Consider the following 26,518-nt stretch of genomic DNA (forward strand, 5'->3'; position numbering starts at 1 on the left):
GACCGGGCGCAGGCGTGGTCGACCGCGTGGCGTCAGGCCCTGGTCGTGAGGCGGGCCAGGGCCGTGTCGTACCGGGCCTGGAGGGAGGCGTCGGGGGCGGCGCGCAGGAGCGCGCCGAGGGCTCGTACGGCGCCGTCCTCGTTGCCGGAGGACTCCGCCTCGCGGACGGCCTGTTCGAGAGCGGTGACGCCCTCGGGGTGCTTGCCGAGGGCGACCAGCGCCTCGCCGCGCACGATGAGGAGCAGGATCCCGGGGATGTCCGCGGTGGCCGGGCGGTCGTCGGCGTCGAAGGCCAGGGCCTCGTCCGCGGTGTCCAGGGCCCCGCGCCAGTCGCCGGCGTCGGCCCGGTGGCGGGCGAGGTGCTGGAGGGTCAGCCGTACCAGGGGCCGGGCGCCGGCCCGGCGCGCCAGCTCCACCGCGCGTTCGCAGCCCCGCACCGCCTCGTCCAGCGCGCCGAGCGCCGCCTGGGGCATGGCGAGGACGATCAGGGCGTTCGCCTCGGCCACCGCGTCGTCCGCGCGCGCGGCCAGTTCGGAGGCGGCCCGCAGGTGGGTGACGGCTTCCGCGATGCGGCCCTCCTCGCTCAGCACCCAGCCGAGGACGTTGAGCACCCGGGACTCGCCGTACGCGTCGGCGTCGGCACGGGTGGCCGCGAGGCCGGTCTCCAGCAGCGGGACCCAGCCGTCGCGGACCCGCCACACCATCAGCGGCCACATCGCCATGACGATGCGCCAGGTCCGGTCGTGCAGTCCGGCGGCGTGGGACGCGGCCGCCGCCTGCGTCAGGTCGTCGCGTTCGGCGGTGAGCCAGGCCACGGCCGCGGCGCGGTCCGCGAACTCCGGTACGGCGGCGGGCGGGAGGTAGCCGGCCGGCGGCGGGAAGCAGTCCTCGGTGCTCCCGGGCTCGGCCGCGGCCACGGCGGCGAGGGTCGCGGCGATGTAGTGGTCGAGCACCCGGGTGAGCGCGTCCGGCCCGGCGTCCAGGCTGCGGGCGTAGAGGCGTACGAGGTCGTGCATCGTCCAGCGGCCCGGCGCCGACTCGGTGACCAGGTGGGCGACGGCCAGCCGCTCCAGGGCGGCGTCGGCGGCCGCCGGTTCGGTGCCGGCCAGGGCCGCCGCGGCGTACCGGTCGACGTGCGTGCCGGGGTGCCGGCCGAGTTGGGCGAAGAGGCCGGAGACGTCCGCCGGAAGCTGTTGCAGCGTCAGGCGCAGGGCCGCCCGGACGCCGGTGTCCTCCACGTCCAGCAGGCCCAGCCGGCGCGTCTCGTCGGAGAGCTCGGCGGCCATCGCGCCCAGCGACCAGGAGGGCCGTTGCGCCAGCCGGGCGGCCGCCACCCGCAGCGCCAGCGGCAGCCCGCCGCACAGCTCGGCCAGCCGGCGCGCCGCCGCCGGCTCGGCGCGGACCCGGTCCTCGCCGAGGACCTGGGCGAGGAGCATCGTGCCGTCCTGCGGGTCGAGCACGTCCACGGCCACCGGGCGGGCGGTGTCGGTGACGATCAGGCCGGGCAGCCGGTGCCGGCTGGTGACGACGGTGACGCAGTGGCGACCGCCCGGAAGCAGTGGCCTGACCTGCTCGGAGTCGCGGGCGTTGTCGAGTACCACCAGGAGGCGGCGGTCGGCGGCCAGCGAACGGAACAGCGCGGCCGCGCCGTTCGCCGACTCCGGTATGCCGGCCTGCGGCACGCCGAGGGCCGGCAGGAACTCGCGCAGCACCTCGATGACGGCGGGCTCGCCGGTGTCGCCGAAGCCGCGCAGGTCGGCGTAGAGCAGGCCGTCGGGGAATCCGGTGCGGGCCTGGTGGGCCCAGTGCAGGACCAGGGCCGTCTTGCCGACGCCGGCGGGCCCGATGGCCAGGGCGACGGGCGCCTCGCCCTCGGTGGCCCGGGTCAGCTCGGTGAGTTCCGCGGCCCGCCCGTGGAAGCCGCGGGGTGCGCGCGGCAGCAGGTCGGGGGTAGCGGCAGGCACGGCGGCCGCCGGTACGGCGACGGGGGCCGGTACGTCCTTCGCGGGGGTGCGACGGGGGCGGCCCAGGCTCGCGCTGTGCTCCAGCTCGCGGGCGCCGGCATCGTCCAGGCCCAGGGCCTCTGAGAGGGCCTGTACGGTGCGGCGCTGCGGCCCGCGGGACTGGCCGCGCTCCATGTACGACAGCGCCCGTACGCTCACGCCCGAGGCGTGCGCCAGCTCTTCCTGGCTGAGCCCGGCCGCCGTCCGCAGACCGTACAGCAGCGCGCCGAAGCCGCCGGTGGCCGGTGTACCGGTCCCCATGTCTGGATATCCCCTGGTCAGTGCGGGCCAGCCGGAACGCCGTACCTCTCCCGCAAAAGTATGCACGACACACTTTTGCGGGTGGAACGTGGTGGCCCGGCCCGCTGCCCTGCGGTTGGCTGGGGACGGCACCGCCCGGCCCGCTCCGGCGGCGCCTGCGCTGGTGGGGCGTGCACCGGCCCGGCGGATCCGCCTGACGTCAGATGTGGGAGACGAGACCGGTGGCGGGGTCGTGGGAGATCAGGCTCGGCATGTCCGGGTGGTAGCTGACGGTCTCACCGGTCAGTACGGAGCGTCGGCCGGCGGCCGTGGCGATCTCGGCCAGGAAACGCAGCACGGCGGCCACTCCCGCACCGTCGACGACCTGCTCCGGCCAGACCGAGAACTCGATCTCCTCGTCGTCGTAGGGCAGGGCGAAGAACCACACCCCGTCGAAGCGGGCCCGGAAGGCGAAGTTCATGCCCTCGTGCTCCGGTTCGTCCAGCCAGGCGCGGACGAGGTCGGCGACGGCCGGGCGCACCGGATCGAGCCGGGGGTAGGGGTGCTCCACCTCGGTCTCGTCGGCCACGGCCCGCAGGTGTTCGAGCACCGCGATCCACTCCGCCCGGGTGACGTCGAGGATCCGGATGTCCCGCAGACTGCCGTCGAGGTAGAACACCTCGCGCATCCACGGCTCCGGCAGGCACCGCGCGCCGGCGCCGCGCTCCGTGTCCTGGACGTCCTCGTGCTTCACCGCGACCCCCCTGTCTACGTCGGGCACCAGAGTACGAGGCCGCCTCGGGACGGCTCTGGTTCCGTCCCGCCATCTCACTCGGGCGTGGCGATCCGCCAGGTGCCGTTCCGTACGTCGAGGACCGCGTGCAGGTCGGCGCGCGGCGGCATCGGGTCGTCCAGCCGCCAGGGGCTCGGCAGGGCGGTCAGGCCGATCGACACCAGGTCTTCGGTGACCGTGTCCGGAGATCCGATCCAATGCGGTGCGGTGGCCACCAGCCTCTCGGCCACCGCAGGCCCGGGCTCGGGAACGCACACCGGTGACCCGTCGGTGCGCGCGGCCAGGGCGGAGCCGGCCAGCAGGGTCAGCAGCCGCGCCAGCACCGCGGCCGGCAGGGCGGGGTCGCGGGTCTCCAGCGCCAGGTAGCAGTCGTCGTGCCCGGCGAACCAGAGGCGGGAGGAGTCGCCCAGGCGCTCCAGGACCGGCTCGTCGAAACCGGTGGTGCCGAGCACGAGGGCGAGCGCGTCGACGTCTTCCGGGGTCGCGCCGGTGGGCAGGTCGATCAGCGTCAGCTCGTACGGCGACCAGGTGCCGTCCAGGAGGCGGGGCAGCTGGCCGCGGTCCAGCACCAGGATCTCCTCGCCGAGCCCGTGCGTTCCGGAGGCCCAGGCCCCGAGGGGGCGCACCGCACACGGGACGCCGAGGTCCACCGCGATCAGCGAGGGCCGTAGCGGGTGCCCGTTCTCATCGAGGTAGGAGAAGGTCTCCAGCGCCACCACCGCGACGGAGCCGTTCGCCGCCCCCTGGAGCAGGTCGGCCAACTCCCCCGCCTGCGCCGCGGCGGCCGTCACCCGCCACACCCCGTCGGCCGCACCCACGCTGAAGCTCAACGGGAACGGCAGCCGCTCCACCCCGACGCAGTTCACGCTGAACGCACCCGTCCGCCCGACCTCGACCATCGCCCCACCCCTTGAGTCCGTCCCGCACCGCACCGCGGCACGCGCAGCACATCATCGCCCGCGCGTCGCGGGCGGACTCGGGCGGGCGCCGGTACCAGCGCCGGACGGCGGAGGGGGAATCGTTCTTGCGCGCGGGGCCGGGAGCGTCGCGGCGACCGGGCCGGGCGGGCGGGTGTACCACGGGCCCGTCGTCCCCCACCCCGGAGGTTTCCCATGAGCTCCAGCTGGCTGCGCCGCGTCCGTACGGCCGTCCTGCTCGCGACCCCGTTGGCCCTCGCCGCGGTCACGGCCGCCACCCCGGTCGCCGCCGCCCTGCGGACCGGCCCCGTTCACTCCGCTCCCGGAGCGCCGTCCGCCGCCCAGAGGTCCGGGTACAAGACCTTCTCCGGGCCGTCGGTCGAGATCCCGGCCAACGGCTCCGCGTGGGCCGCGGTCTACTGCCCTCCGGGCACGCGGCCCTCCGGCGGCGGCGGGAACAGCGACGGCTACTCGAGCGGGGACAACGTGTACCTGGTCACCTCGCTGCCGAGCATGGAGTGGGGCAGCTGGCACGTCCAGTTCGCCAACGCCGGTTCGACCGCGGCCTACGGCTGGGCCGAGGCGCGGTGCACCAACGCCGAGTCGTACGGCCACGAAATCCAGTTCCAGTTGGTGGGCGGCGGCAGCGAGAAGTCCATGACCAGCTGGTGCGCGCCGGGCGAGCGGCTGAGCGGCGTCGGGTTCCGGTCCTACGACCCCTTCCTGCGGATCGCCGACGCCTACCCGCAGGACGCCGTCACCGTCGGGGTACGCGCTGTCAACCCGAGCAGCGCGCTGTCCCGGATGAGTGCGGTGGCCGTGTGCGGGCGGGAGAACTACACGGTGCGCAGCGGATTCACCACCCTCCAGCCGCACAAGACGGCCGGAGCCGGGGCGAACTGCCCCTCGGGCTGGACACCCACCGGCGGCGGAGTGGTGGCGGGCGGGTCCGCGACCCACCTGCAGAGCAGCGAACCGACCGCCTACGGCTGGCAGGTGACCGTCAGGAACACCAGCTCTTCCGAGGTCACGGTCGGCGGGTACGTGATCTGCGCCGTGCCGAGCTGACCGGCACCCGTCTGGTGCCGCCGCCGTCAGCGGCCTCCGCGCGGCGGGCGCGGGCGGCGGTGGCACCCCCGTGCAGACCTCAGCCCGTCGCGATGGCCTTGCGGACGGCCGTTTCGATGGCGCGTTGGCCGGCGGGGAGGGGGTGGCCGCGGTTGTCGCCGCCGTTGCGGCCCACGTCGTAGACCCAGGGCTGGGCGGAGCAGAGTTCGTGGCCGTCCAGGACGCCGCTGACGGAGACGTACGACACCTTGGCCGTGCCGGCGGCCTTGCGGATCGCCTCGTCCAGCTTCGCGCCGAGGCGGTTCAGGCCGGTGCGTTCGGCCGGGGTGAGCCAGCCGCAGCGGGTGGTCTCCTCCTGCCGGTCGGGGAACAGCCGGGGGTATCCGACGACCAGGACGCGTGAGGTGCGCGGGAGCGTGGAGCGGACCCGCCCGTACGCGCTGCGGAGCAGCCCCGGCAGCGGCCCGGCGACGTAGGACTCGGCGTGGGCCACCGTGCGGTCGAGGACGCAGTCGACCAGGAAGCAGTGCCTCAGGATGCGGGCGAAGCCGACGTCGTTGCCGCCGATGGTCAGCGTCACCAGTCCCGGTGCCGGTGAGACGCCCTTCAGCTGCTTGGTGACCTGGGCCGGTTCGCCCTTGAAGGACTCCGTGAAGGCGGAGGTCTCGGCCCCCGAACAGGCGAAGTGCCCGACCAGCCGTACGCCCGGGTCGTCCACCCCGATCAGCCGCGGCCAGGCCTGCGCGGTGCGGTGGCACTCGCCGGACTTGGTGTCGAAGGGCGGGTTGCCCTCGCCGGAGGAGTACGAGTCGCCGAGCGCCACCGTCCGCACCGGGGCGGGCAGCGCCCGGGTGGCCTTCAGCAGCGTCGAGCGGGGCTCGTCCATGCCGATGCCGGCGTGCCCGAGGGAGAACAGCGTCGGCCGCCAGGTGGTGCAGGCGTCGTCGGCGCACAGCGACTTGAGGAAGTAGACCCGGTCCTCGGCGAAGGCGTAGGTGTTGGTCTGCTGGCCGAGGCCGCCGTCGAGGGCCGCGCTGTCGAAGGAGTCGAGGAGGGCTCCGGAGCTGTGGCTGAAGGCCTGCACGCGCAGGCTGACCCGGGAGTAGCCGTCGTACGTGACGTTGCTGGGGAGCAGGATCCGGCCGCGGCTGTCGGCGTGGACGGCCAGCTCGGTGTAGACACGGTCGTCGGTGCGTTCGAGCACGGTGCGCGAGAAGAGCCGGGCGCCCTTGGTGTCGAAGGCCATCAGGCGTTGGGGGTTGGGCACGTCCTTGAGGAAGCCGCTGAGCAGGACGGGCATGCCCCAGGACGCCGCGGACCAGTCGTTGACGTTCGCCGTGGTGCAGTAGGGCAGGGTGTAACGGCCGGTGCGTCCGGCGGAGTTGAAGACCTCGATCCGGTGCGTGGCGTAGTACTGGTAGCAGTCCGGGCGGGTGGTCGTGCCGTTGCGGTCGGTCAGGTACGCGAAGACGTAGCCGTCCGGGTTGACCGCGAGCCGCTGGGCCATCTCCTTCGAGGGCGAGGTGAGCACCGTGACGCGGCCGTACTCGTGGCCCCGGTAGTCCAGGAAGCGGACCCCTTCGCCCAGGTCCCCGTACGCCACCACGAGGCCGCGGCGGTGGGTGCCGACCAGTTCGTAGGGGCTCGCCGACCGGTTGACGAAGAGGACGGCGCCGGTCGCGGCGGAGAGCGCGAAGACCGCGTACTGCGGGCCGCAGGGGGTGTACGCGCTCGCGGTGCCGTAGATGTTTCCATCGGCGCCGGTCATGAGTTTCCATACGCCCAACGGGCCTTTGTTGCAGGTGGAGTTGATCGGACGGGACCACAGGAGGTCCGCGCCCCGGTAGGCGACGACGGTGGACGGGTCCCGGTTGTCGGTGTGCGGGCGGGGCCGGATGCCGACGGTGAGGCCGGTGTCGGTGACGGTGCGGACGCACATGGCCAGGGCGCGGGCCGGGGCGCCCGGCAGGGCGGTGCCGGTCGCGCTGAAGCGGCGGGTGGCGGGGGCGGTGCCGGCGGAGCCGTCGCAGTCCTGGACCGTGACGCCGCCCTTGAGGTCGGTCTCCAGGCGGGCGGAGCCGGTGCCCGGCACCGCGCGCTGCCAGGAGGCGGGGGCGCTCTGCGCCCCGGGCGCCTCCGCCCGCGCGGTGGGGCCGGCCGGCAGGCCGGCGCCCAGCGCGAGCACGAGGGCGCCCAGGGCCCCCGCGATGCGCAGCCTGGCGCGGGCCGGTGTGCGCCGCCGCGTGGTCCTCGTCCCTGCTGTGGCCGTGTCCGTGAACAAGAGCCCCCGCCCTCCCCTGAGCCCGGACGCCGGGTGCGGCGGCCAGGGCGCAGTCACCGTACCGCCGCACGCATGATCGGGGTGACCGAAGCGTTCCGGTTGCGGGGTCGGCTGGGCCTCGTCGTCTGCAGCGCTCCGGGCGCGCAAGGATCTCCCGGCGCGGTTCGGCGCGGTTACGATCATGCCGCCGCCGACGGTCTTCGGCACCGTCGGCCGCCGTGTCGATCGATGGACTGGTGGCGAGATGAGTACGGAAGACCAGGAAGACAAGACGGAGACCGCCTGCCGGATCTGCGGGTATGACGACGGTGAGCAGGTGTTCGACGCGTTCGGTGTCCCGCGGTACGTCATTTGCCCGTGCTGCTACAACGAGTCCGGCATCGGGGACGACAACGTGTCGCAGGTCCGTGAGCTGCGCGGTCACTGGGTCGCCACCGGGGCCCGTTGGCATGAGCCCGAGCTGCGGCCGGCTGGCTGGGAACTGCTGGTGCAGCTGGCGAACATCCCGCCTCAGTGGCGCTGAGCCGGGCGGCCCCGGACCTCACCCGCCGGCACGGGCCTGCGGACCGCCCATGACCCGGGCGTCGTCGGCCCCGCCCGGGAACTACCGCACCGTGCTCGAGCACATCGACGAAGGCGGCCCGGCCCGGGAGGCGCTCACGAAGGCGGCGGCCATGACTGCCGAGGCCGGTCAGGCGCTGGAAGGCAAGCCGGGCTCGGTGTGGACCGAGTTGCCCCGGCCCGTGCGCACCGGGGCCGAACCCGTCGGCCAGGTCCGCCTCGGCTACCCCCGCGCATCGACCGCCAGGCAGTCCCTGGACGCACAGCTCGACTCGCTCGGCGAGGCCGGGGTCACCCCGATCTACTCGGAGAAGGGTCACACCCCGTGGAGGTCACCTCACCGCGGGGCCGCGGCCGGCCGCGGCCCCCGTGTCGGGTCGGTGGTTCAGGTCGCCGGGACGGTGTCCTCGAAGGCGGTGCCGGCCGAACGGTAGGCCGCGACCTTGGCGTTGACCTGGGCCGGGGTCAGGACCTGGTCCTTGACGTGGAGGAGGTAGTCGACCTGCTGCTGGTAGGCGCGCGGGGTCGTGGAGGTCTGGCCGTTGAGGTCGATCAGCCACTGGTTGAAGTTGATCGACATGGGGCGTTCGGGCAGGTAGGCGGCGCCGTGGGTGCCGAAGACCTGGCCGTCGATGTAGTAGGTGATGGTGGTGTCGTCGATGGTGAGGACGAGGTCGTGCCAGCCGGCGTAGCTCTGGCGGCTCTCGGTGTGGGTGTTGACCGCCTGCCAGGGGTCCGGGTTGTAGGTCTCCCAGGAGGTCGTGTACAGGATGTTCGACAGCTCGCCCCAGCCGCCGTTGGGCAGGTACTCGAAGTCGTACTCGGCGTAGTCGTCGGCCATCGGGGCCTTGAGGTCGTTGATGGTGAAGAAGGTCTGGACGAGGTGGTCGCCGTCGGGGCCGGAGGTGGGCGCATCGTTGAACTTGACCCGGGCGGCGTAGGTGCCGTTCTTGAACTTGGTCGACTTGGTGAGGACTTCGGTCTGCTCGGTGCCCGCGCCGGTGCCGTCGGTGGAGGTCTCCAGGTTCATGACGGTGTTGCCGCCGCTGGTGGCGAAGGTGACGTTGGACGGGTCCCACGTGGCGCCGGGGACGCCGGGGCCGCCCGCGTTGGAGCGTACGGACCAGCCGTTGGCGGCGATCCTCGGATCGGTGTGGGAGGTGTACGTGAAGTCGTCCCACAGGGTGCCGGAGCCGCCGGGCGGGGGTGTGGTGGGCGGGGTGGTCGGGGGCGTGGTCGGCGGGTCGGTGGGGGTGTTGCCCGCGGGGGCGGTGCCCCAGACGAGCGTGCCGGCGCGGGTGGCGGTGACCTTGGCGGAGTCGGCGTAGGAGGTCTGGGCGGCGATGAAGGAGTAGTCGTCGCTCTGCCGCAGCGTCTGCCAGTTGGCCTGGTAGAAGCGCAGCTGCAGGTCCCCGGTGTCGGCGCCGGGGGCCAGCGAGCCGGCGCCCGCGGTGAAGCCGATCTCGAGGTAGCGGTCGGCGGTGTCGGTGGGGGTGGCGAGGGTGCCGAAGGTGCCGGTGATGTTGGCGCAGCCCTTGACCGCCCAGGAGCAGGCGAAGCGGTAGGTGGCGCCGGGCGCGTCGGACTTGAAGTAGTACCGGAGCTTGACCTCGCTGAGCGGCAGGGCGGTGGTGGCGGTGTTGGTCACCTTGAACCAGGGCTCGCTCTGGTCGGCGGTGGCGCCCGTGGCGCTGGTCCGGTACTGCACGGACAGGCCGCCGGCCGCGCTGGCCGTGCCCGGCAGGGCGGCGAGGGCGGCGGCGCCCAGGGCCGTGGCGACGGCCGCCGCGACGGCGGTCCGCAGGCGGTGGGGGCGGGACTTCGGAATCGCGGGGCCGGTCGGGGCGGGTGCGGTGTTCGGGCTGGTCATGGTGGGGTCCTCTCCGGGGTGCGTGCGGGGCGGGCTCATGCGGAGGGCGCTGTACGTGCGGGCGCCGGGAGGGTGGTCCACGGCGCGGCCGGTGCGTGGTGGCGGACGCCCAGGGCGTCCAGTCGGGGGAGGTGCGCGTGCAGCCGGGTGGTGAAGTCGGACCAGGGGGTGGGGCCGCTCCAGGCCCGGTCGGCGAGGGCGCACAGCCGGGGGTAGGCGAGGCGGTCGAGGTCGGCGGCCGTGGGGGCGAACTCGGTCCAGAGCTGGGCCTGGGTGCCGAGGATCCGTCCGCCGGCGTCGGCGGGGGCGTCCGGTTCGGGGTCTCCGCGGTGGACGGTGCGCAGGTCGACGACGGGGCCGGGCTGGGTGGTCGGTCCGCCGGGCAGGTGGTCCTGCGCGTAGTCGAGGTAGGTGGTGCGGTGGTGGGTGAGGACGACGTCACGGCCGTGGCGGAGCGCCGTGGCGGCGTGGGCGGGGTCGCGCCAGCTCATCGCCGTGAAGCCGGGCGGGAGCAGGGCGCCGTCCTCGGCCCAGCCGACGGGGCGGCGGCCGTGCTCCAGCAGGTGGTCGCCGGCCCGTGCGAGCAGCCAGCCGTGCAGGGCCGCCGGGCCGTCCAGTCCCTCGGCGGCGGCGCGTGCCCGGGCCCTCGGGCTGCGCTCCCATTCGGTGCTGGGGCACTCGTCGCCGCCCAGGTGGACGTAGGGCGAGGGGAAGACCTCCAGCACCTCGGCGAGCACGGCCCGGAGGAAGTCCAGGACCTCGTCGTGGACGCCCAGGACGTTCTCGCACACGCCCCAGCGGGTCCAGACCGGGAGGGTGCGCCCGGGGTGGTTGCCGAGGTGGGGGTAGGCGGCGAGGGCGGCGCGGACGTGTCCGGGCATCCCGATCTCGGGGACCACCCGTACGCCCCGCTGCGCGGCGTAGGAGACGAGGCCGGTCAGCTCGGTGCGGGTGTACGCGCCTCCGTGGGGCGTGTCGTCGAAGCCGGTGGTGCCGTCGGGGCCGGTCATCGACCGGGCGCGGTGGGCGCCGACGGTGGTCAGGCGGGGGTGGGACGGGACGGGCATCCGCCAGCCCTGGTCGTCGCTGAGGTGGAGGTGGAGGACGTTGAGCTTGTGCAGGGCCATGAGGTCGACGTGCCGGCGCAGGGTGGTCACGTCGTGGAAGTGCCGGGCGACGTCGATCATGAGGCCGCGCCAGGGGTGGTGCGGGCGGTCCGTGATCTCGGTGCAGGGCAGTTCCCAGCGCTCCCGTCGTACGGGCGTGGCGGCCGGGGCGGAAGCCTGCGGGGGCAGCAGCTGGCGGAGGGTCTGCACGCCCCGCAGCAGTCCGGTGGGCCGGGCGGCCCGGAGCGTGACGGCGTGCGGGGCGACGGTCAGTCCGTACCCCTCGTCCCCCAGGCCGTGGAGCGCCGGGTCGAGGGCGAGCGTGAGGTCCCCGGTGGGTGCGGGGGCCAGGGGCAGGCCGGTGGCCGGCGTCAGGAGGGTGCGCAGCAGGTCGGCCGCGGCCTCGGCACCGGGGGTGGTGCGGACGGTGGTGTCACGGTCGAGGGTGAAGTGGCCGGGTCGGGTGGTGTGCCGGGTGGGCCGGGGCAGCAAGTGTGGGGACACGGGTGGGCAGCCTTCCGGGCGGGGCTCGCGGGGGCGGCTCGGGGAAGTGGCCGCTCCAGCTGACCAGTTCCCGACTGGTTACATGACCTGTCGACGAGAGGAGAAGGTGGCATAGACCACTTGAGCCGTCAACCCCTTGGTAATCAGAGACCTTTGCTCGCCCGGCACACGTCTGCGCCGCATCCGCCGGTGGACTGGAACTGACCAGTACCGGGGTACTGGTCAGGACCTGCCGGGGCTGGTTTGATGCGGCGTACGAGATCGGCGCGGGCGAGGGGGACGGCACGGATGGGCGAGAGCAACCCGGGCGCTTCGGGGTCGGCAGGGGTCGGCACGGCCTTCCCGGCGGAGCCCGACGGCGCACCGCACCCCGGGGGCCCCGGGAGCGAGGGGATCCGACCCGGCGGGGTGCTCAAGCGCGAGCTGGTCCGCGACGCGGTCCTGGGGATGGTCGAGGAGCGCCGGGCCGGGGACGCGATCCCTTCGGAGCGGACGCTGTGCGTGCAACTCGGCGTGTCCCGGCCGACGGTGCGCGCGGCCGTCGACGAGCTGGTCGCCGCCGGGGTGCTGATCCGCGAGCACGGCCGGGGCGTGTTCGTCGCCCCCGAGAAGATCACCCAGGAGCTGGTGCCCGGGCGCCACTCACTGGGCGTGCCGCGGGCCTCCGGAGTCTGGACCAGCCGGCTGCTGGAGTTCACCACCGTCCCGGCCGGGGCCAGGGTCGGCCGGCGGCTGCGCCTCTCCCCCGCCGCACAAGTGGTGTACGTGGCCCGGCTGCGCCTGGTCGACGGGTTCCCGATGGCCATCGAGCACCTGCACATCCCGGCGGCCCTCGTGCCGGGGCTGACCGCACGGGAGCTGGAACACGGCGACCTCTACGAGCACTTGCGCACGCACCACGGCGTCCACGTCCACGAGGCGACCCAGACCATCGAGCCCACCGTGGTGACCCGCGCGGAAGCCGAGCTGCTCGAAGTCCCCGAGCTCTCGCCCGCCCTGCTCTTCGAACGCCTCACCACCGACACGGCGGGGCGGCCGGTGGAGTACGTCCACTCGATCTACCGCGGCGACCGCTACCGCATCGTGTCCCGGCTGTCGCTCCGCGCCGACTCCGCACCCGCCGCGCCCGCCGAGGGCCACCATCCGGGCATCCCGCCCGGGGACTTCGTGCAGAGCGACCCGGTCACCGCCTCCACCCTCGGGGACGTGCAGGAGCGCCGCTGACCGCCCCCGGTCAGGGGGCTTCCGGCGGGTCGGAGGCCAGGACGAGGAAGGCGTCCTCCTCCAGGTCCATCACCACGGTCGCCCGCTCGCCGCGTGCGCGGCAGCCCGCCGCGTACTCCTCCGCCGGCCAACTGCCGTGCGGGTCACCGGCGGGAAAGGACTCGAGCACCCTGCCACCGCGCACCGTCGCCACCTCCTGTGTACCGCACCGTCCGTGAGCTTCGTGTGCCCAGGAGCGGCGCGGGCATGCGCACGCCGCATGCCCGCCGCCGGTTCCGTCAGCCGCCGTCGGCGGCCGTGCGGGCCCGCACCTCCTCGGGCGTGAGGTACTGGTCGGTGTGCTCGAAGTCGCGCAGGGTGCCCGGCTTGTAGCTCTGGAAGCCGGTGCGGACGAAGTCGTCCCCGGCCACGGCGTTCAGCAGCCAGTTGGTCATCACCCGGGTCTTGGCGGCGCCGGTGCGCAGGGCCGCCCAGTGGTAGCCCCGGGCCACGGCCTGGGCGGGCATCCCGCGCAGGCCGATCCCCAGCGGCCGGGAGACCGCGTCGCGGCCGCCGAGGTCGACGACCAGGCCGAGGTCCTTGTGGACGTACGGGCGCAGGGGCGTGCCCCGCAGCGCGGCGCGGACGTTGTCGGCGGCCACCCGGCCCTGGCGGGCCGCGTGTTGCGCGGTGGGCGGGCAGACCGCGCCCTGGCCGCCGCCGGCCAGGTCGGGTACGGCGGCGGCGTCCCCGAGGGCGAGGACGCCGTCCGCCCCCGGCACCCGCAGGTCGGGCCCCACGACGAGCCGGCCGCCCTTGGCCGTGGCGGCGCCCAGGGTGGCGATCAGCGGGCTCGCGGCCACGCCGGCCGTCCAGACGAGGGTGCGGCAGGGCAGCACCCGCCCGTCGGTGAGGGTGACCTCCTCGGGGCCCGCCTTGGCGACGGAGACGCCGAGCGAGACCTCGATGCCGCGGTGGCGGAGCACGCCCAGCGCGGCGCGGCCCAGCCGGTCGCCGAGTTCCGGCATCAGCTGGGGGGCCAGGTCCACCAGGTGCCAGCTGATCTCGCGCCGGTCCAGCCGGGGGTAGCGGTCCACGGCGTTGGCGGTGAGCCGTTCGAGGGCGGCCGCGGTCTCGGTGCCCGCGTAGCCCCCGCCCACCACCACGAAGCCGAGCCGCGAGGCGCGTTCGGCCGAGCCCGGCGCGGCGGCGTCGGCCAGGTCGAGCTGGGCGATCACGTGATCGCGCAGGTGGGCGGCCTCGGCGAGGGTCTTCATGCCCCGGCCGTGCTCGGTGAGCCCGGGGATGTCGAAGGTCCGGGTGACGCTCCCGGGGGCCAGCACCAGATGGTCGTACGGCTGGTCCACCAGGTCGCCGGTGATCGTGCGCACCACGCAGACCTTGGCCCGGGTGTCCACGCCCACGGCCCCGCCCGGCACGATGCGGGTGCGGTACCGGCGGCTGCGGCGCAGCGACACCGCCACCGACTGCGGGGTCAGCACCCCGGCGGCGACCTGCGGCAGCAGGGGCAGGTACAGCTGGTAGGAGAAGGGGGTCACCAGCAGGATCTCCGCCTCCCCCGGTGAGAGCGTGCGTTCCAGCCGGCGTACGCACTCCACGCCGGCGAAGCCCGCGCCGACCACCACGATCCTCGGTCGTGTCATGACGTCCGTCCCTTCTCGGTGTACGGGTCCCCCCAGCGCGTCTTCCCGGGCGGGGGGTTCCATGCACCTGGCCGGACGGGTGCGCCTACGGGGACCGGCGGCGGCCCCGCACCGTCAGGTGCCCGGCACCTCGGCGGCCCCGCCGACACGGACGGCCTCCAGGACCCGGGCGTGCAGGGCCCCGAGGCCGTCGGCCGGGAGCGGGGCGGGGCTGCCGGTGACCGTGTACCACTCCGCGGCCCCGGTGTACTGCACGAGCACGTCGGCCCGTCCGTCCGGACGGGGGCGGGTGCGCACCGTGACGTCCTTGGTGATGACCCCGACCTCGTCGGTCATCACCCCGCCCCGGCCCGCCGTCGTGTCGGTGGTCAGCTCGGTGGTCAGCTCGGTGTCCGGGTCGGTGGGCTGCGGGCCGGGGGCGCCGGGGGTGCTGTTCGTCATGAGGCGCAGGTACCCAGCATTTCGCCGAGCTTGCTCTTCTCCGGGCCGGTCACCGTCAGGCCGTAGAAGGACTTCACGTTCGTCCAGGCGGTCGCGTACGTGCACCAGAACGTGCGCGCGGGCGGGGTCCACTCGTCGGGGGTCTGGTCGCCCTTGCCGCGGTTGGTGGCCGCGGAGACGGCCAACAGCTGGGGCCGGACGAGGTCGTTGGCGAACTGCTGCCGCTTGTCGGCGTTCCAGCCGGCGGCGCCCGAGCGCCAGGCGGCGGCCAGCGGCACCATGTGGTCGATGTCGAGCTTCTTCGCGTCGGTGATCACCAGGCCGTCGTACGCGGACACCCATCGGCCGGAGACGGCCTTGCAGGAGGCGTCCCGCTGGACGTCGGTGCCGGCGCGCTGGAGCACCAGCTCGCGGGTGTCGCAGGAATCGCCCTGCCCCACCCAGTGCCGGAAGGAGTCGCGGCTGTAGCCCGACATCGACCGCTCCGTCGCCACCTTCAACGCGGCCAGTTCGCCGCGCGCGACCTTCGCGCTCGACAGGCCGGGCAGGCCGCGGACCGGCTGGCCGCCGCCCGCCGGGCCGGAACCGCCGCCCGTGGGCCCCGCGGTCGGCCGGGAGCCCTTCGAGCCCGGCTTCGCATCCACACCGGCGTCCGGGGACGCGGTGCAGCCCGCCACCACCCCGACCACCGCACACACCGTCACCACGGCCCGCACGGACCAGCTCTGACGAGACAAAACCCACCCCTAAAGATCAAAACAGGACACCCCGAGACCCTACCCACCCCGTACCGGTTCCAGCCGCCGGGGGCACGGACACGGCTCCGGTGCGCCGGGGATACTGGGCCGATGGACGACGACCTCGTACGGTTCCTGCGCGCCTGCCTCGACGAGGACGAGCGGGCCGCCCGCGCGGCCCCGGACGGGACGTGGGGCCGAGCGCGCGTGCTGGCGCAGGTCCAGGCCACCCGGATGCTGCTCGACGCCTCCCACCACGCCTGCGCACCGGCGTGCGCCACCGAGCACGACTTCTCCCGCGCGTGCGGCCTCGGCTGGATGGGCCCGTTGCACGAGGACGCGGGCGAGCGCTGGCTGAGTGACGACACCGGCCGCCGGTTCGCCCCGCCCCCGGTCACCACCGGATGGACCCTGCGGGTGCTCACGCTCCCGTACGCGGGCCGGCCGGGGTACCGGCACGAGTGGTGGCCGTGACGGCCGCTCGGCGCACCGGCGCCGGGGTGGATTTTCCGGGGGCTTCCTCCTCGACCGGTTTGGGGGCGTGACGGCACGGCATAGATGTCGACACGCAAATCCCACCAGGAGGGTCCTGTGCGGTTTCGATCGGCCGGCATTTCGTTTTCCGGGGTTCTCGGTGGCGCCTTGGCGTTGTCGTTGGGATTCACCACGTACGGCTCGGATTCCCTCGCCCGGGCGGCTGACGCCGATTGGGTCCCGGTCTCGATCCGGAACGGGAACTTCGCCGCGAACAACCAGACGGGTGCCTTCACCGCCACGGCGCCGGACTACTGGACGAACGAGTACGAGGACGGCACGTACTCCCCCAATCCCACCCTGGTGGTGAGCGCCGCCGCGGCCGCCCACCCCCGGGGGTTCCAGGCGGTGGCGCTGAACGGGAACGCCAGGGGCGTGCTACAGACCAGGCTCTGGGGCGTCCGCAAGGGGACGGCCGTCGAGGTGCGGTTCGACGCCGCACCGGCCTCGCCGAGCGTCCAGAGCTGCGCCGCTCAGGTCAGGAACTACAAGGTCGCCTCGGCGACGGGAGCCACCGAGTACGCGGCACAGCAGTACAGCACTCCGGCGTCCGGATGGGCGCCGGCCGCGCCGTTCACCTTCACGGCTCAGGAGGACCACCCGAAGGTCGTCTTCAGCTCGCTGGTGGACGGCAAGTGCGGTGCGCTGATCACCAACGTGACCGTGAAGGCGGACCGGACCACCTTCCCGAAGCCCGATCAGTTCATCAAGCGGAACGACCTGCCGTGGGCGGCGTACCGCGCGCTCAAACTGACGAATGTCCCCGACTGGGCCACGGTCATGGCCGACAACGGCAGCAACACGGCCAACAACACGGGCAAGATCGATCCGACCAACGACTACTGCACCACCAGCGCGTCCTGCTACTTCGCGGTCGACGCCTCGGGGACGTACAAGTACTTCGCGGAGAACCGGATCCTGAAGGACTTCACGTACTTCAACTGCACGCGCAATCCCGTCACCGACAAGCGGACGGCCTCGTGGACCGAGGAGGGGTTCGATCCGTTCGGCCAGGAGGCCAACCGGGCCAAGAACTACCTCGGGCAGAAGTCCAACAACACCGGGATCGACGACTACGAGATCGGGAAACCGACCACGCTGGCCAACGGCACCAACACGGACGAGCGGTTCAAGGCGGTGCAGGCCGGCTTCCAGCGGTACGACCTGAACGTGAACCTGGCCAACACCGAGACCCCGCTGGATTCCCCGCGCACCTCCACCCAGGACATCTCCGTGCAGATCCAGCCCGGTGAGGCCAGCTGGATCGAGGTGCAGCCGGCCCGCGAGCGGATCGCCGGGGTCTTCTCGGGTGCCGTGACCGACAACAAGAACGCGGCGAACGTCACGACGGGGAAGGGCTGGTACTCGATCGACACGATGGTCGACCTGCCGTCGGCCGACGTGCCGGACCGGGTGTACCAGCGGACCGGGCCGCTGACCGAGACCGAGCGGCAGCACTGCACGTCCGAGCGGCCGCTGCTGGTCACCCCGGACAACGAGGGGTCGCCGGCGACGCCTCGCGCTGTCGCCGCCCCGGCCGGCTCCGCGCTCGTTGAGCAACAGGCCGGGGCTCCGGTACGCGGCACGGCCGTCTCGGGTGCGCGCGTGACGCGCCTCGCCCCGCTCTCGCCGCCGGCCCCGTAGTCCCCGACGGCACCTGCCGGTGCGCGACCCGGACACGGGTTGCGCACCGGCAGGTGAGCGCACTTCGTCACCCCTCCGCCGCGTACTCCGCAGCGTCACCGGCGTCTCCGTCCACGTACTCGTCGCCGGCATCGGTGCCCGTGTCCGAGCCGGAATCCTGCGACCAGGCGGTCCAGTCCTCGGCGGCCGGTTCCGTCTCGGACTCCGTCTGGTCGGGCGTCTGGTCGGACGGGTACTCGGCCGGCGTGTCCTGGGCCGGCGTGTCCTCGGCCGCCGGCTCCTGGACCGGTGCCTCTTCCGTCGGCGCCTCCTCGGCCACCGGCTCCTGCTGCGACGCCTCCTGGTCCTGGACCGGCTCCGCGCCGTCTGCCGTACCGGCACTCTCGAAGCCCGCTTCGCGGGTCTGCCGGCCACCGCCTTCCTCGTCCTGTGCTGCCCCGGACGGCGCCGGCTCGGTCACCGGACCGAGGGGCCGGCTCTGCTGCCATTCGCCGTTGGGCATGCGGACGTACTGCTCGCCGGTGGCCAGGTTCTCGGCCACCAGCAGGCCGTGGGGGCCTGCTGTATGTCCCACCCGCACGGCGCCGTTGGGTGCGCCGACGTCGGCGCCGCGCCCTTGGCCGGTCGCGTCCTCGAAGAACGCTGCGGCCGCGTCCCCGGCTTGGGACAGCGCACCACCGGCGGTGTCCCCCGGCGCGGCCGCCGGCCTGTTCGGACGGTGGATCTCGTGGTCGGCCCAATAGCGGCTCGCGGCCTCCTGGTTGTGCGTGAGGCTGTCCGATACGGCGCCCAGGGTCTGGGGGCAGCTCCCGTCGGCGGCGGGGACGCACCGGAAGAGCTGGTTCGCCGCTCCCACCGCCCGGTCGCCGTTGTTGGCCACCCAACCGGCGCCCTGCAGGGTGTAGCCCAAGGCCGAGGCGCCGATGGCGGCAGGTCCGGCGACGGCCGCGCCGGGGCCGCTGACCGCCGCAACCGCCCCGAGCGCCGCGCCGCCTGACTTGATGACCGTCGCCGCGTTGGTCAGGTGGTCGCCCAGCGTTTCCTGGTACGGCTGCGTGGGCGGGAGGATGGTCGGGCCCGCTCCGGGTATCGTCTCGCCGCTCTTCACGCCGTTCGGCGAGGGCGATTTGGGGAGCCGGGGCAGTTCGAGGCGCCCGACGGTCGTGGGGGCCGTGGTGTGGACCTGCGTGAGGCGGGGCGCGCTGGGTACGCCGGCGGGACTGCCGAAGACCGCGGTCGGGCCGGCGGCGGACGCACCCCCCGCACCGGCCGCCACGATGCCCACCGCGAGCGGGGCGGTGACGGCGCCCAGTCTCAGAGCCTGCTTCTGCCGCGTCGCCGCGGACGGTTTCCTGTGCCGCCCAGCCATTCCGCGTACTCCCATTCCTTGCCCGACTGTTCCGACGAGGAGAATCCTCACAGGGGACGCCGGTCGAGGAATCCGTCCACAGTACGGTCGGCCGTCATGACGGAGGACCATCCCGCGGCCGCGGGCCGCTTCGCCAGGCAGGGGAAAGGGAGGCGACGAATGGTCTGCTCAGGCAATGGACACCGGCCACGCCGCTCCGGTCGGTACGGCCCTGGCCCCCCGGCGACCCTTCCGGATACGTCCTGACCTGCTATGGAACGTGGCGGGGAGCAGTCATCCCGCAGGAGGAGGCCGAGCCCGAAAGGCCTGCCGAAGTCAACGGGCCGAGCGATGTCACGAAATCGACATGACCGTTGAGGATTCTTCAGAGCCCTGCATGAGCGACGCCCGGACAACCGAAGTGCGCAGCACGGGAGTTTCCTTTCTGAGGCTGTGCCAGGTCTCCGGAGTTCTGCATAATCGCGGGTATCCGTTCTGGAAGGAAAAGAAGGTGCGTGCAGAAGGTGTTCCGCCGGTGTCCGGGGAGGAACCCGGCGATCGCGCCGGTGGTGCGGGGCGGCGGCGGCCCCGCAGCACGGTACCGGTGGCGATCGGAGCCGCGGTCGTGGTGCTGCACGCCGGTGCGCTGGCGACCGGAATGCTCTCGGGCGGCGGGGAGGAAGAGCGGCCCGCGGGGCTGTCGGGAGCCACCCCGCTCACGTCCGCCACGGGCCGGGCGCCCGGGCCCACCGGGACACCGACCCCGGACGCCTCGGTCGGCGGCTCGACCACCGGGCCTCCCGCACCGGATGGCACTCTCGTCACCGACCTCACCACGCCGACCGCTCCCGTCGTCCGGTCCCCGAGCCCCGGCCCCTCCCGCACGGTGAGTCCATCGCGCACCCCCGGGCCTCCCCCGCCTCCCTCTCCTCTGCCGCCAGCACCGCGGGGTGCCACGCTTCGCCCCGGGGACACGGGACCGGAGGTCAAGGCACTCAAACAACGGCTGCACCAGATAGACATGTTCGACGGCGACATGCAGGCGCAGTACGGCCACGCCCTGGAGAGCGCCGTCGCCGACTACCAGAAGCGCCAGCACATCACCTCCGACCCGACGGGCGTCTACGGACCGGCGACCCGACGCGCCCTCGAGGCCCAGACCAGCGTGTGAGCCGAGCGCTCGGGCGGGATTTTTTGATCCTTCGGAAGGGCCCGTAAAAGCGTGAAGCTAGAAGGAGCCGGCTTCCTCGACGCCGTCGAATACGGGGACGCAGCAGGGCCACGGCGCTCTCGCGCGGACCACGGGGTGGGCGTACGATGTGAGTTGGGGGACAACAGAGATGTGCGGGAGCCTATTTGGCCCGTACGCAGTTGGGCATGCGCTTTGGCCATAGGCCCTGTGATGTCTCGCCTCCGGCAGTGACAGGGATAAGCCATGACCGAGAACGCAGTTCCCGCGCGCCTTCAGTTCCGACTGCGTGGATTTATCGAGCACGAGTCCACCGACGACTTTCTTCAGGGCGCAAACGATGAAGTTTATATGTCCGCCGTAGGGCTTGACTCTTCGTCGGTAAAGAAAGGGCCCGATGGAAAACCAGCCGTCGACCTGATCCACGCTCCCCAGATCGGCGATGTTTCCGCCGACGCCGTCCGCGTCCCGTGGGCCAGCAACCCGCATGTTCTGATTGACTTTAACCTTCAACAGCCCGGCGACTGGCCTCGGACGTACACGGTGACGCTGTTCATCGTCGAACATGACAACGGCGACCTGGCCAAGGCCTTCGAAGTGCTCAACGAGCAGGTCGGACAGAAGATCAGGACCGTAGTGGTGTCGGCCGCCAGCTCGGCGGCGGCAAGCCTCGCCGGCGCGGCGGTGGGTTCGGCGATTCCCGGAATCGGAACCGTGGTCGGCTTCGCTGTGGGAATTCTCGCCGGTGCCGCCTACGACGGAATCATCACGGCGATCGACGAGGGTCTTTCCGACGACGTCTTCGTTCCCGTTTCACTCACGCTGACGGCTCAAAACCCCCTGCTCATCGGGACGCAATCCGACCTCGGCGTCCAGAAGGCCTTGGACGTCAAACAACACGGCGGCTTCTACACCATCTTCTACGATTGGAACATGGTTTCCGTCGCGGCCCCGGACGGTGTCGGCTTCCCGACCCTGAGCCTCCATTCCCACGGCCCGGCGGTGCGTAAGCTCCAGCAGTTGTTGAACGAGCATGTTCCCGATCTGCCGTCGTTGGCCGTAGACGGGGATTTCGGGCCGGTGACGGACGGCCGGGTGCGTGAGTACCAGCGTCGCGTGGAGATTACGGTGGATGGTGTCGTGGGTCCGCAGACCTGGGGCATGCTCACGGGTGGCGAGGCCTCACAGGAGGCGGCCATCGGCACACCCACATTGCAGCAGGGGGCGCACGGTCCCGCGGTGCGCAAGGTACAGCGGCTGCTGAACGCTCACATTCCCGATCTGCACCAGCTCGCCGTCGACGGTCAGTTCGGACCGATCACAGACGCCAGAGTGCGCGAGTTCCAAAGTCGTGTGGCCATCGTCGTCGACGGCATCGTAGGGCCCCAGACCTGGGGACACCTGACGCAGTAGCAGGGGGAAGCCTGGCACGCGGTGAAACCGCACGGTGAAGTCCAGGAGGTAGACATGTCCCCGAACGATCCGTCGGACGGTGTCGGTACTCCGATCCTCAAACAGGGCTCGGACGGCCCGGCGGTGCGTAAGCTCCAGCAGTTGTTGAACGAGCATGTTCCCGATCTGCCGTCGTTGGCCGTCGACGGGGATTTCGGGCCGTTGACGGACGGCCGGGTGCGTGAGTACCAGCGTCGCGTGGAGATTACGGTGGATGGTGTCGTGGGTCCGCAGACCTGGGGCATGCTCACGGGTGGCGAGGCCTCACAGGAGGCGGCCATCGGCACACCCACATTGCAGCAGGGGGCGCACGGTCCCGCGGTGCGCAAGGTACAGCGGCTGCTGAACGCTCACATTCCCGATCTGCACCAGCTCGCCGTCGACGGTCAGTTCGGACCGATCACAGACGCCAGAGTGCGCGAGTTCCAAAGTCGTGTGGCCATCGTCGTCGACGGCATCGTAGGCCCCCAGACCTGGGGACACCTGACGCACGGGCTTGCGCCGCCATCACTCGAATCCGCGCGCTTCCGCGGGGACCCGGTACTGGAGCAGGTTCGCGCCGGAAACACCAGCGCGTACCTCAAATTCGGCCAGAGCGGTGAGCACATCATGGCCGTCCAAAATGCGCTCATCGACCTGGGCCCACGCTACGCGATACCGAGCGGCGCCACGGGGTTCTTCGGCAATGAGACCTCCGCCGCCGTGATCAAGTACAAGCAGGACGAGGGGCTGAGCCCTGCTGACCCCGTGGTCGGCCAGGGAACCATCTCTCACCTCGACGCGGCATGGGCACTGCCCTATGCGGACCGTGAGGAGTGGCTCTCCTGGAAGGGCCGACCCCTGCCTGCCTTCAACTTCACGCGGAAGGACGAGAGGGACCGTCTGGACGCGGGCGTGAGCTTCACCTTCAACCCCGTGTGTGGCAACATCCCTCAGGTCTTTCGGGACGCGATCGTCGCAGCTCTCGCCGAGCTGCTGGATCCGCGGGGCTCTCCGGACGGGGCGCACACCCCGTCGGCCACCTGGGGTGCCAGTCCGGTCGACTTCTACCACTTCCACCTCGCGGTGGATCAGCAACCCGTTCCAGCCGATCCGAGCTGGTTCGGGATAGACACTCTCCAGGCGAAGGCCAAGAAGCTCAACAATCGCGCCGAGGAGCTCAAGGCGAAGGCCGATCTCGCGGGTCAGCAAGGGTCACCCGCCTGGACCACCGCGTACCGGGCTCTGCTCGTGGCTCCCACATTGGGGGGCACCAAGGGCATGGTCGACCTGTTCATAGAAATGCTTGAGGAAGCGCGTGCCAACAGCCTGGTGACACACCAGAACGTCAGGCTCATCTGGCATACGTTCGAGTCGCCTCAGCGTCGCCCCGCGAGTGTCACGAGCCTGGTGCCCCGACGGCACTGGCGGAACACGCTGCTCCCGATGCCGAGTGCCCTGTCCCATCCGCCTTTCGTCCCGACCCCGTCCAACAACGTCGCCCACTTCTTCAACTTCGCGGAGCCGGCGTTCCTGGTGGACAAGAACCGAGTCATTACCGTCTTCGGTCCGACCATCACGGAGACGGCCGCCCTTGTCGGTCTAGACCTCCGCGACATCATCGCGGCATTCGGAGCGCCGCCTACGACCTGACGACAACGGCTCCTGCCACCGAACTGGCGGACCCGCACCCGACCTACTGATCTCGACGTCTGCGGGAGCGACGACCTGCATCACCCAGACCCCGGACGCCTCTTCTCCCGACAGCAGCACGACCGGCCGCCGCTAGGCGGACCCCTCCCGGTCACGGCACTTGACGCAGCCGGAAGGGCGCGGGGGCCCCGTGGAGCCCCCGCGCCGTGGGGTCACTTGGTCGGGCACTCCTGCCAGGCCAGGTGGTAGAGGGTGCTGATGTCGCCGTCGGTGGAGTCCATGGTCATGTAGCTGACGGAGCCGGGCGCGGACGTTCCCTGGCGGACCCGGAGTTCGGTGTTGATGTTGAAGTTGCGCTGCACCCCGCAGGGTGCCCAGACCAGTTGCGCCCAGTCGGTCGAGTCGGTGGTCTGCCAACTGTCCTCGTACGGACCGCCGAACGGGTGCTCCCGGCCAGCGGTCTGCGGCGAGCCCTGGAAGTAGTACGAGGCCTTCTCGGTGGCGGTCGCGCCGCGCGCGAGGGAGGCGTAGCCGCGGTAGTCGACGCTGGCGATGGCGTAGGTGAAGCCGTGCGGGACGTGCACGACCAGGTTGAGCTGGCAGTTCCGGCGCGCGGCGGTGGCCGGGGCGCCGCCGCCGACCTGGGCGAGGTACTGGCTGTACGTGACGGTGAAGGCGGTGTTGTCCTCGGAGACGGCGACGGCCGCGGTGTCCCTCGGGCACCCGGAGCCGTTGACCGTGGCGACGTCGATGACGATCCGGTCGGTCGGCGGGTCCGTGAACGACGACGGGCTGTGGGTGGACGTCGGCAGGGCCGCTGCGAGCAGCAGCGCGATCGCGCCGCTCACCATCATTCCTCCGGACATGCTTCTCCAATCCGCTGCGGTGGCAGGCCGGTTGCGGCGCACGGCCGCGGTCGGCGTGAGGCGGGGTGGGGGGAGGAACCAGCCGGCGGGCTGGGGCGCGCGGATGGGAGCCGCGCGCGGACCGGCAGGCTGACCGCGGATGCCGGGCGCTCGTCAGGAGCGCTGTGGTGGGAACACGGGCAGCGTAGGAGCCGGGCGGGGGGCCGACCAGCTCGTGGTCAGGCCATTCGGCGGTTGCGGGAGTCGGCCGCGCCGACCGGAAGACGTCCGCCCGGTAAGCGCGTACCGGTGGGTGGCCGGCCGGGTGTCGCCGCAGTTCCGGGCCGCGCAGCGGATCGGCGACCGCCCGTCGAGCGGGTCGGATCATCACGCGGACGCCTTCGACTCGGCCGTGCTGACCGGATTTCGGACTTCCGGTCCGGTGTCCGGACTCCGCTCTTCCTGTGGGTGGTTGGCGCTACCGGATCGTTCGCGGTACGGGCGGCTTGATGGCAGGGCGGTCCGCGACCGGGAGGGGACGCCGCGGGTCCGGACGCAACGCTGCCCCGGCACACCTGGCGGGTGTGCCGGGGCCCGTGGCCGACCGGTCGTGCTGACCCGAGATCGGTCGGCGGCCCGCCCCGCTCCGGATCCCCACCCGGTGCGGAACGTCAGGGCGTCAGTGCCGGCGGTGGCCGGTACGTCGGCGGCGGGCTATCACGGCGGCGGCCGCTCCTTCGACGATGAGGACCAGGCCGGTGACGGCGAGGGCGGTGACGGAGGTCCCGGTGGAGGCGAGGGTGGCGCCGGCTGTCGGGGCGGCCGCGGTCTCGGTCTCGGTCTCGAGCGGGTCCTCGGACGAGGTGGTGGTCGCGGTCCGGCCGGGCACGACGGTGGAGACGGGGCTCTCCTTCGGTCCGGGCTCGTTGGTGGGCCCGGTGCCGATGCCGACGGACGGCGACGGTCCGGCAGGCGCCGAGGACGCCGTGCCGGGCAGGTCGCCGAACCGGATGTGTACGTCGGCGCCGTCGGCGCCGGTCCGGGTGACGCTCAGGGCCAGGCCGGCGCCGGTGTCGGCCAGGCTGCTCTGCCCGGCGAAGGACCCTGCGACGCCCTGGGCGTCGTGCTTGACGTTGCTGATCATGACGGCGTGGTCGTACTTGCCCTTGGGGACGCGGTACACGTCCACGCCCGCGGTGAGGGAGACGTCCGGGGTGCCGGGGTCCGGGGCGCGGTACTCGACGACGATGCGGTCGCCGGCGGTGCCCAGCGGGAGGTCGACGGCACGCGTGCCGGCGGCGCCCGGGGCGTGCAGGGGGGTGAGGTGGACGGTGGTGGTGGCGGTGGGCGTGCTCGTCTGCGCGCTCGTCAGCCACTTCTGGGAGAGGAGTTCGGGGGCGGACAGGCCCTTCTTCTCGCCTCCGCCGCCCATGGGGGTGCGGTTGCTGTAGCCGTCGTCGGTGCACGAGGTGAAGCTGCCGACGGCGCACACCTGACGCACCTGGTGGGCGAAGCCGAGGTTGTGCCCGACCTCGTGGATGATGGCGGCCCGGTCCGACACGGCGCCCTCGTGCAGCCACGTCGTCTTTCCGGGCATGGATCCCAGACCCCACCAGTTCGAGCAGTACTTGGAATGCATGACGATGGATATGCGGTCGTAGCTGACCCCCTCGACCGCCTTGCGGGCGAGCTTTTCCATCTGCCCGGTGTCGCAGGCCTCGGTGTCGTCCATGTCTATGGTGAACGGCCCCAGTACCCCGTCGCCCTGGGCGGGGACGACCGACATCCGGCCACCCGAATTCGTCGCGTAGTACGAGGCGAGCGAATCCGTGCGGCCGAAGAAGTTGCGGGCGGCGTCGTCGTGGGCTTTCTTGGGGTCTTTCAGGGAGAGATTGCGGAAGTCGACGAGCACGACGACGTGCCGGTCGACGGTCTGCGGAGCCTGCGCCACCGCCGAACCGGCGAACATCGCCGCCGACAGGGCGACCACGCCCCCCGCGGCCAGGGCGGTCAACGGCGCCACCCAACGCGCCCAGGACCGCGACCGGGAAGGCTGCAACTTCCTCGAGGATCGTGCCATGAGTCTCCGTAAGTCGTGCGGCGGCCCGAGGCCGGATGACCTGATACGGGAAGGGCCGGACCCATCCGGATTTCCCGGTCGCGCGCACTGTATGACGAACGGAAGTTATTCGGCAAGAAGAGGATTTGGCCTCCGATATTCTCCTGAAATCGCTTCGGTCGATTTCCTGGTTCTGCAGAATTGATGAGCCTCTTGCAATGGTCCGGCCCGGTCAGAAACTCCCGGTCCACACGGTGCGCAGGGGCACGGTGTCGTCGGTGGCGTCGGGTTTGGGGTGGACGAACAGGCCGTCGTGCGGGGGCATGGCGCTTCTGGGTTGTCCGCCGTGGAGGACGGCGCCGAGGACGGTGCCGCCGGCGCCGCTGATGAGTTCGCGGATGCGGACGAGGTCGGTGCGGTGGACGGC

The 26,518-nt window shown here is 72.4% G+C and carries 22 protein-coding genes and 2 pseudogenes; 9 read left to right on the top strand and 15 right to left on the bottom strand.

Going from position 1 to position 26,518, the window contains the following annotated elements:
* Positions 1-32 precede the first annotated feature (32 nt).
* From AB0O40_RS18435 to AB0O40_RS18445, 3 genes are all read right to left on the bottom strand, one after another.
* A complete protein-coding gene (locus AB0O40_RS18435; protein ID WP_365042212.1) occupies positions 33-2,264 on the bottom strand; it encodes a helix-turn-helix domain-containing protein in 2,232 nt (743 codons plus the stop codon).
* A gap of 199 nt (positions 2,265-2,463) precedes the next feature.
* Positions 2,464-2,997 (bottom strand): hypothetical protein, encoded by a 534-nt coding sequence (locus tag AB0O40_RS18440; protein ID WP_365042215.1) that lies wholly within the window; start codon positions 2,995-2,997, stop codon positions 2,464-2,466.
* Between the two features lie 74 nt (positions 2,998-3,071).
* Complete coding sequence (locus tag AB0O40_RS18445; RefSeq protein ID WP_365042218.1) at positions 3,072-3,935, bottom strand: hypothetical protein; 864 nt, start codon at positions 3,933-3,935, stop codon at positions 3,072-3,074.
* Between the two features lie 213 nt (positions 3,936-4,148).
* Here AB0O40_RS18445 and AB0O40_RS18450 point away from each other — a divergent pair, with 213 nt between their 5' ends.
* A complete protein-coding gene (locus tag AB0O40_RS18450; protein WP_365042221.1) occupies positions 4,149-5,021 on the top strand; it encodes a hypothetical protein in 873 nt (290 codons plus the stop codon).
* Between the two features lie 79 nt (positions 5,022-5,100).
* On the opposite strand, the gene AB0O40_RS18455 is transcribed toward AB0O40_RS18450, so the two are convergent.
* Complete coding sequence (locus tag AB0O40_RS18455; protein ID WP_365042224.1) at positions 5,101-7,302, bottom strand: SGNH/GDSL hydrolase family protein; 2,202 nt, start codon at positions 7,300-7,302, stop codon at positions 5,101-5,103.
* A gap of 244 nt (positions 7,303-7,546) precedes the next feature.
* Between AB0O40_RS18455 and AB0O40_RS18460 the strand changes: the two genes are divergently transcribed.
* Together AB0O40_RS18460 and AB0O40_RS18465 are read left to right on the top strand one after the other, a co-directional pair.
* Positions 7,547-7,825: a hypothetical protein gene (locus AB0O40_RS18460; protein ID WP_365042275.1), complete on the top strand. Its 279-nt coding sequence runs from the start codon at positions 7,547-7,549 to the stop codon at positions 7,823-7,825.
* Positions 7,826-7,874: 49 nt separating this feature from the next.
* On the top strand, positions 7,875-8,297 hold the full coding sequence (locus AB0O40_RS18465) for a hypothetical protein (RefSeq protein ID WP_365042227.1): 423 nt from the start codon (positions 7,875-7,877) through the stop codon (positions 8,295-8,297).
* On the opposite strand, the gene AB0O40_RS18470 is transcribed toward AB0O40_RS18465, so the two are convergent.
* Together AB0O40_RS18470 and AB0O40_RS18475 are read right to left on the bottom strand one after the other, a co-directional pair.
* Positions 8,249-9,733 (bottom strand): cellulose binding domain-containing protein, encoded by a 1,485-nt coding sequence (locus tag AB0O40_RS18470; RefSeq protein ID WP_365042230.1) that lies wholly within the window; start codon positions 9,731-9,733, stop codon positions 8,249-8,251. The genes AB0O40_RS18465 and AB0O40_RS18470 overlap by 49 nt on opposite strands.
* A gap of 35 nt (positions 9,734-9,768) precedes the next feature.
* Positions 9,769-11,343, bottom strand: coding sequence for a beta-N-acetylhexosaminidase (locus AB0O40_RS18475; protein ID WP_365042233.1), 1,575 nt, complete (start codon positions 11,341-11,343; stop codon positions 9,769-9,771).
* Positions 11,344-11,631: 288 nt separating this feature from the next.
* Here AB0O40_RS18475 and AB0O40_RS18480 point away from each other — a divergent pair, with 288 nt between their 5' ends.
* A complete protein-coding gene (locus AB0O40_RS18480) occupies positions 11,632-12,567 on the top strand; it encodes a GntR family transcriptional regulator (protein WP_365042236.1) in 936 nt (311 codons plus the stop codon).
* A 10-nt stretch (positions 12,568-12,577) separates the two neighbouring features.
* Here AB0O40_RS18480 and AB0O40_RS18485 read toward each other — a convergent pair whose 3' ends face one another.
* The 4 genes from AB0O40_RS18485 to AB0O40_RS18500 form a co-directional block, all read right to left on the bottom strand.
* A complete protein-coding gene (locus AB0O40_RS18485) occupies positions 12,578-12,760 on the bottom strand; it encodes a hypothetical protein (RefSeq protein WP_365042239.1) in 183 nt (60 codons plus the stop codon).
* A gap of 85 nt (positions 12,761-12,845) precedes the next feature.
* On the bottom strand, positions 12,846-14,210 hold the full coding sequence (locus AB0O40_RS18490; protein ID WP_365042242.1) for an FAD-dependent oxidoreductase: 1,365 nt from the start codon (positions 14,208-14,210) through the stop codon (positions 12,846-12,848).
* A gap of 114 nt (positions 14,211-14,324) precedes the next feature.
* Positions 14,325-14,546, bottom strand: coding sequence for a hypothetical protein (locus AB0O40_RS18495; protein ID WP_365042278.1), 222 nt, complete (start codon positions 14,544-14,546; stop codon positions 14,325-14,327).
* A gap of 101 nt (positions 14,547-14,647) precedes the next feature.
* Positions 14,648-15,388: an HNH endonuclease family protein gene (locus tag AB0O40_RS18500; RefSeq protein WP_365042245.1), complete on the bottom strand. Its 741-nt coding sequence runs from the start codon at positions 15,386-15,388 to the stop codon at positions 14,648-14,650.
* 111 nt (positions 15,389-15,499) lie between these two features.
* Here AB0O40_RS18500 and AB0O40_RS18505 point away from each other — a divergent pair, with 111 nt between their 5' ends.
* Positions 15,500-15,862: a DUF6221 family protein gene (locus tag AB0O40_RS18505; RefSeq protein ID WP_365042248.1), complete on the top strand. Its 363-nt coding sequence runs from the start codon at positions 15,500-15,502 to the stop codon at positions 15,860-15,862.
* Between the two features lie 180 nt (positions 15,863-16,042).
* Complete coding sequence (locus AB0O40_RS18510) at positions 16,043-17,566, top strand: hypothetical protein (RefSeq protein ID WP_365042251.1); 1,524 nt, start codon at positions 16,043-16,045, stop codon at positions 17,564-17,566.
* 67 nt (positions 17,567-17,633) lie between these two features.
* On the opposite strand, the gene AB0O40_RS18515 is transcribed toward AB0O40_RS18510, so the two are convergent.
* The gene (locus tag AB0O40_RS18515; protein WP_365042254.1) at positions 17,634-18,935 is read right to left on the bottom strand and encodes a hypothetical protein; all 1,302 of its coding nucleotides are present in this window, start codon (positions 18,933-18,935) and stop codon (positions 17,634-17,636) included.
* A gap of 637 nt (positions 18,936-19,572) precedes the next feature.
* Here AB0O40_RS18515 and AB0O40_RS18520 point away from each other — a divergent pair.
* The 3 genes from AB0O40_RS18520 (at position 19,573) to AB0O40_RS18530 (ending at position 23,187) form a co-directional block, all read left to right on the top strand.
* Positions 19,573-20,085: a peptidoglycan-binding domain-containing protein gene (locus AB0O40_RS18520; RefSeq protein ID WP_365042281.1), complete on the top strand. Its 513-nt coding sequence runs from the start codon at positions 19,573-19,575 to the stop codon at positions 20,083-20,085.
* A gap of 264 nt (positions 20,086-20,349) precedes the next feature.
* Complete coding sequence (locus tag AB0O40_RS18525; protein WP_365042257.1) at positions 20,350-21,516, top strand: peptidoglycan-binding protein; 1,167 nt, start codon at positions 20,350-20,352, stop codon at positions 21,514-21,516.
* Between the two features lie 54 nt (positions 21,517-21,570).
* Entirely contained in the window at positions 21,571-23,187 is a 1,617-nt protein-coding gene (locus AB0O40_RS18530; RefSeq protein WP_365042260.1) for a peptidoglycan-binding protein, read from the top strand.
* Between the two features lie 45 nt (positions 23,188-23,232).
* Here AB0O40_RS18530 and AB0O40_RS18535 read toward each other — a convergent pair.
* The 4 genes and pseudogenes from AB0O40_RS18535 to AB0O40_RS18550 all read right to left on the bottom strand — a co-directional run.
* Positions 23,233-23,307 (bottom strand): annotated as a pseudogene (locus AB0O40_RS18535) (type II toxin-antitoxin system PemK/MazF family toxin); the annotation flags it as partial.
* A 92-nt stretch (positions 23,308-23,399) separates the two neighbouring features.
* Positions 23,400-24,053: a DUF4360 domain-containing protein gene (locus AB0O40_RS18540; protein ID WP_365042263.1), complete on the bottom strand. Its 654-nt coding sequence runs from the start codon at positions 24,051-24,053 to the stop codon at positions 23,400-23,402.
* Between the two features lie 658 nt (positions 24,054-24,711).
* Positions 24,712-26,046, bottom strand: a complete 1,335-nt coding sequence (locus AB0O40_RS18545; protein ID WP_365042266.1) for a hypothetical protein — start codon at positions 26,044-26,046, stop codon at positions 24,712-24,714.
* A gap of 277 nt (positions 26,047-26,323) precedes the next feature.
* A pseudogene (locus AB0O40_RS18550) lies at positions 26,324-26,518 on the bottom strand (lipopolysaccharide biosynthesis protein); the annotation flags it as partial.

Origin of the sequence: Streptomyces sp. NPDC089919, assembly GCF_040684615.1 — a bacterium.
Taxonomy (GTDB): domain Bacteria; phylum Actinomycetota; class Actinomycetes; order Streptomycetales; family Streptomycetaceae; genus Streptomyces.

Bases quoted from the DNA above. Each gene is read 5' to 3' on its own strand.
- AB0O40_RS18445 (WP_365042218.1), bottom strand. From the start codon at position 3,935: ATGGTCGAGGTCGGGCGGACGGGTGCGTTCAGCGTGAACTGCGTCGGG.
- AB0O40_RS18490 (WP_365042242.1), bottom strand. From the start codon at position 14,210: ATGACACGACCGAGGATCGTGGTGGTCGGCGCGGGCTTCGCCGGCGTG.
- AB0O40_RS18530 (WP_365042260.1), top strand. From the start codon at position 21,571: ATGTCCCCGAACGATCCGTCGGACGGTGTCGGTACTCCGATCCTCAAA.
- AB0O40_RS18525 (WP_365042257.1), top strand. From the start codon at position 20,350: ATGACCGAGAACGCAGTTCCCGCGCGCCTTCAGTTCCGACTGCGTGGA.
- AB0O40_RS18450 (WP_365042221.1), top strand. From the start codon at position 4,149: ATGAGCTCCAGCTGGCTGCGCCGCGTCCGTACGGCCGTCCTGCTCGCG.
- AB0O40_RS18515 (WP_365042254.1), bottom strand. From the start codon at position 18,935: ATGGCTGGGCGGCACAGGAAACCGTCCGCGGCGACGCGGCAGAAGCAG.
- AB0O40_RS18470 (WP_365042230.1), bottom strand. From the start codon at position 9,733: ATGACCAGCCCGAACACCGCACCCGCCCCGACCGGCCCCGCGATTCCG.
- AB0O40_RS18460 (WP_365042275.1), top strand. From the start codon at position 7,547: ATGAGTACGGAAGACCAGGAAGACAAGACGGAGACCGCCTGCCGGATC.
- AB0O40_RS18540 (WP_365042263.1), bottom strand. From the start codon at position 24,053: ATGTCCGGAGGAATGATGGTGAGCGGCGCGATCGCGCTGCTGCTCGCA.
- AB0O40_RS18435 (WP_365042212.1), bottom strand. From the start codon at position 2,264: ATGGGGACCGGTACACCGGCCACCGGCGGCTTCGGCGCGCTGCTGTAC.
- AB0O40_RS18495 (WP_365042278.1), bottom strand. From the start codon at position 14,546: ATGACCGACGAGGTCGGGGTCATCACCAAGGACGTCACGGTGCGCACC.
- AB0O40_RS18505 (WP_365042248.1), top strand. From the start codon at position 15,500: ATGGACGACGACCTCGTACGGTTCCTGCGCGCCTGCCTCGACGAGGAC.
- AB0O40_RS18480 (WP_365042236.1), top strand. From the start codon at position 11,632: ATGGGCGAGAGCAACCCGGGCGCTTCGGGGTCGGCAGGGGTCGGCACG.
- AB0O40_RS18520 (WP_365042281.1), top strand. From the start codon at position 19,573: ATGCTCTCGGGCGGCGGGGAGGAAGAGCGGCCCGCGGGGCTGTCGGGA.
- AB0O40_RS18465 (WP_365042227.1), top strand. From the start codon at position 7,875: ATGACCCGGGCGTCGTCGGCCCCGCCCGGGAACTACCGCACCGTGCTC.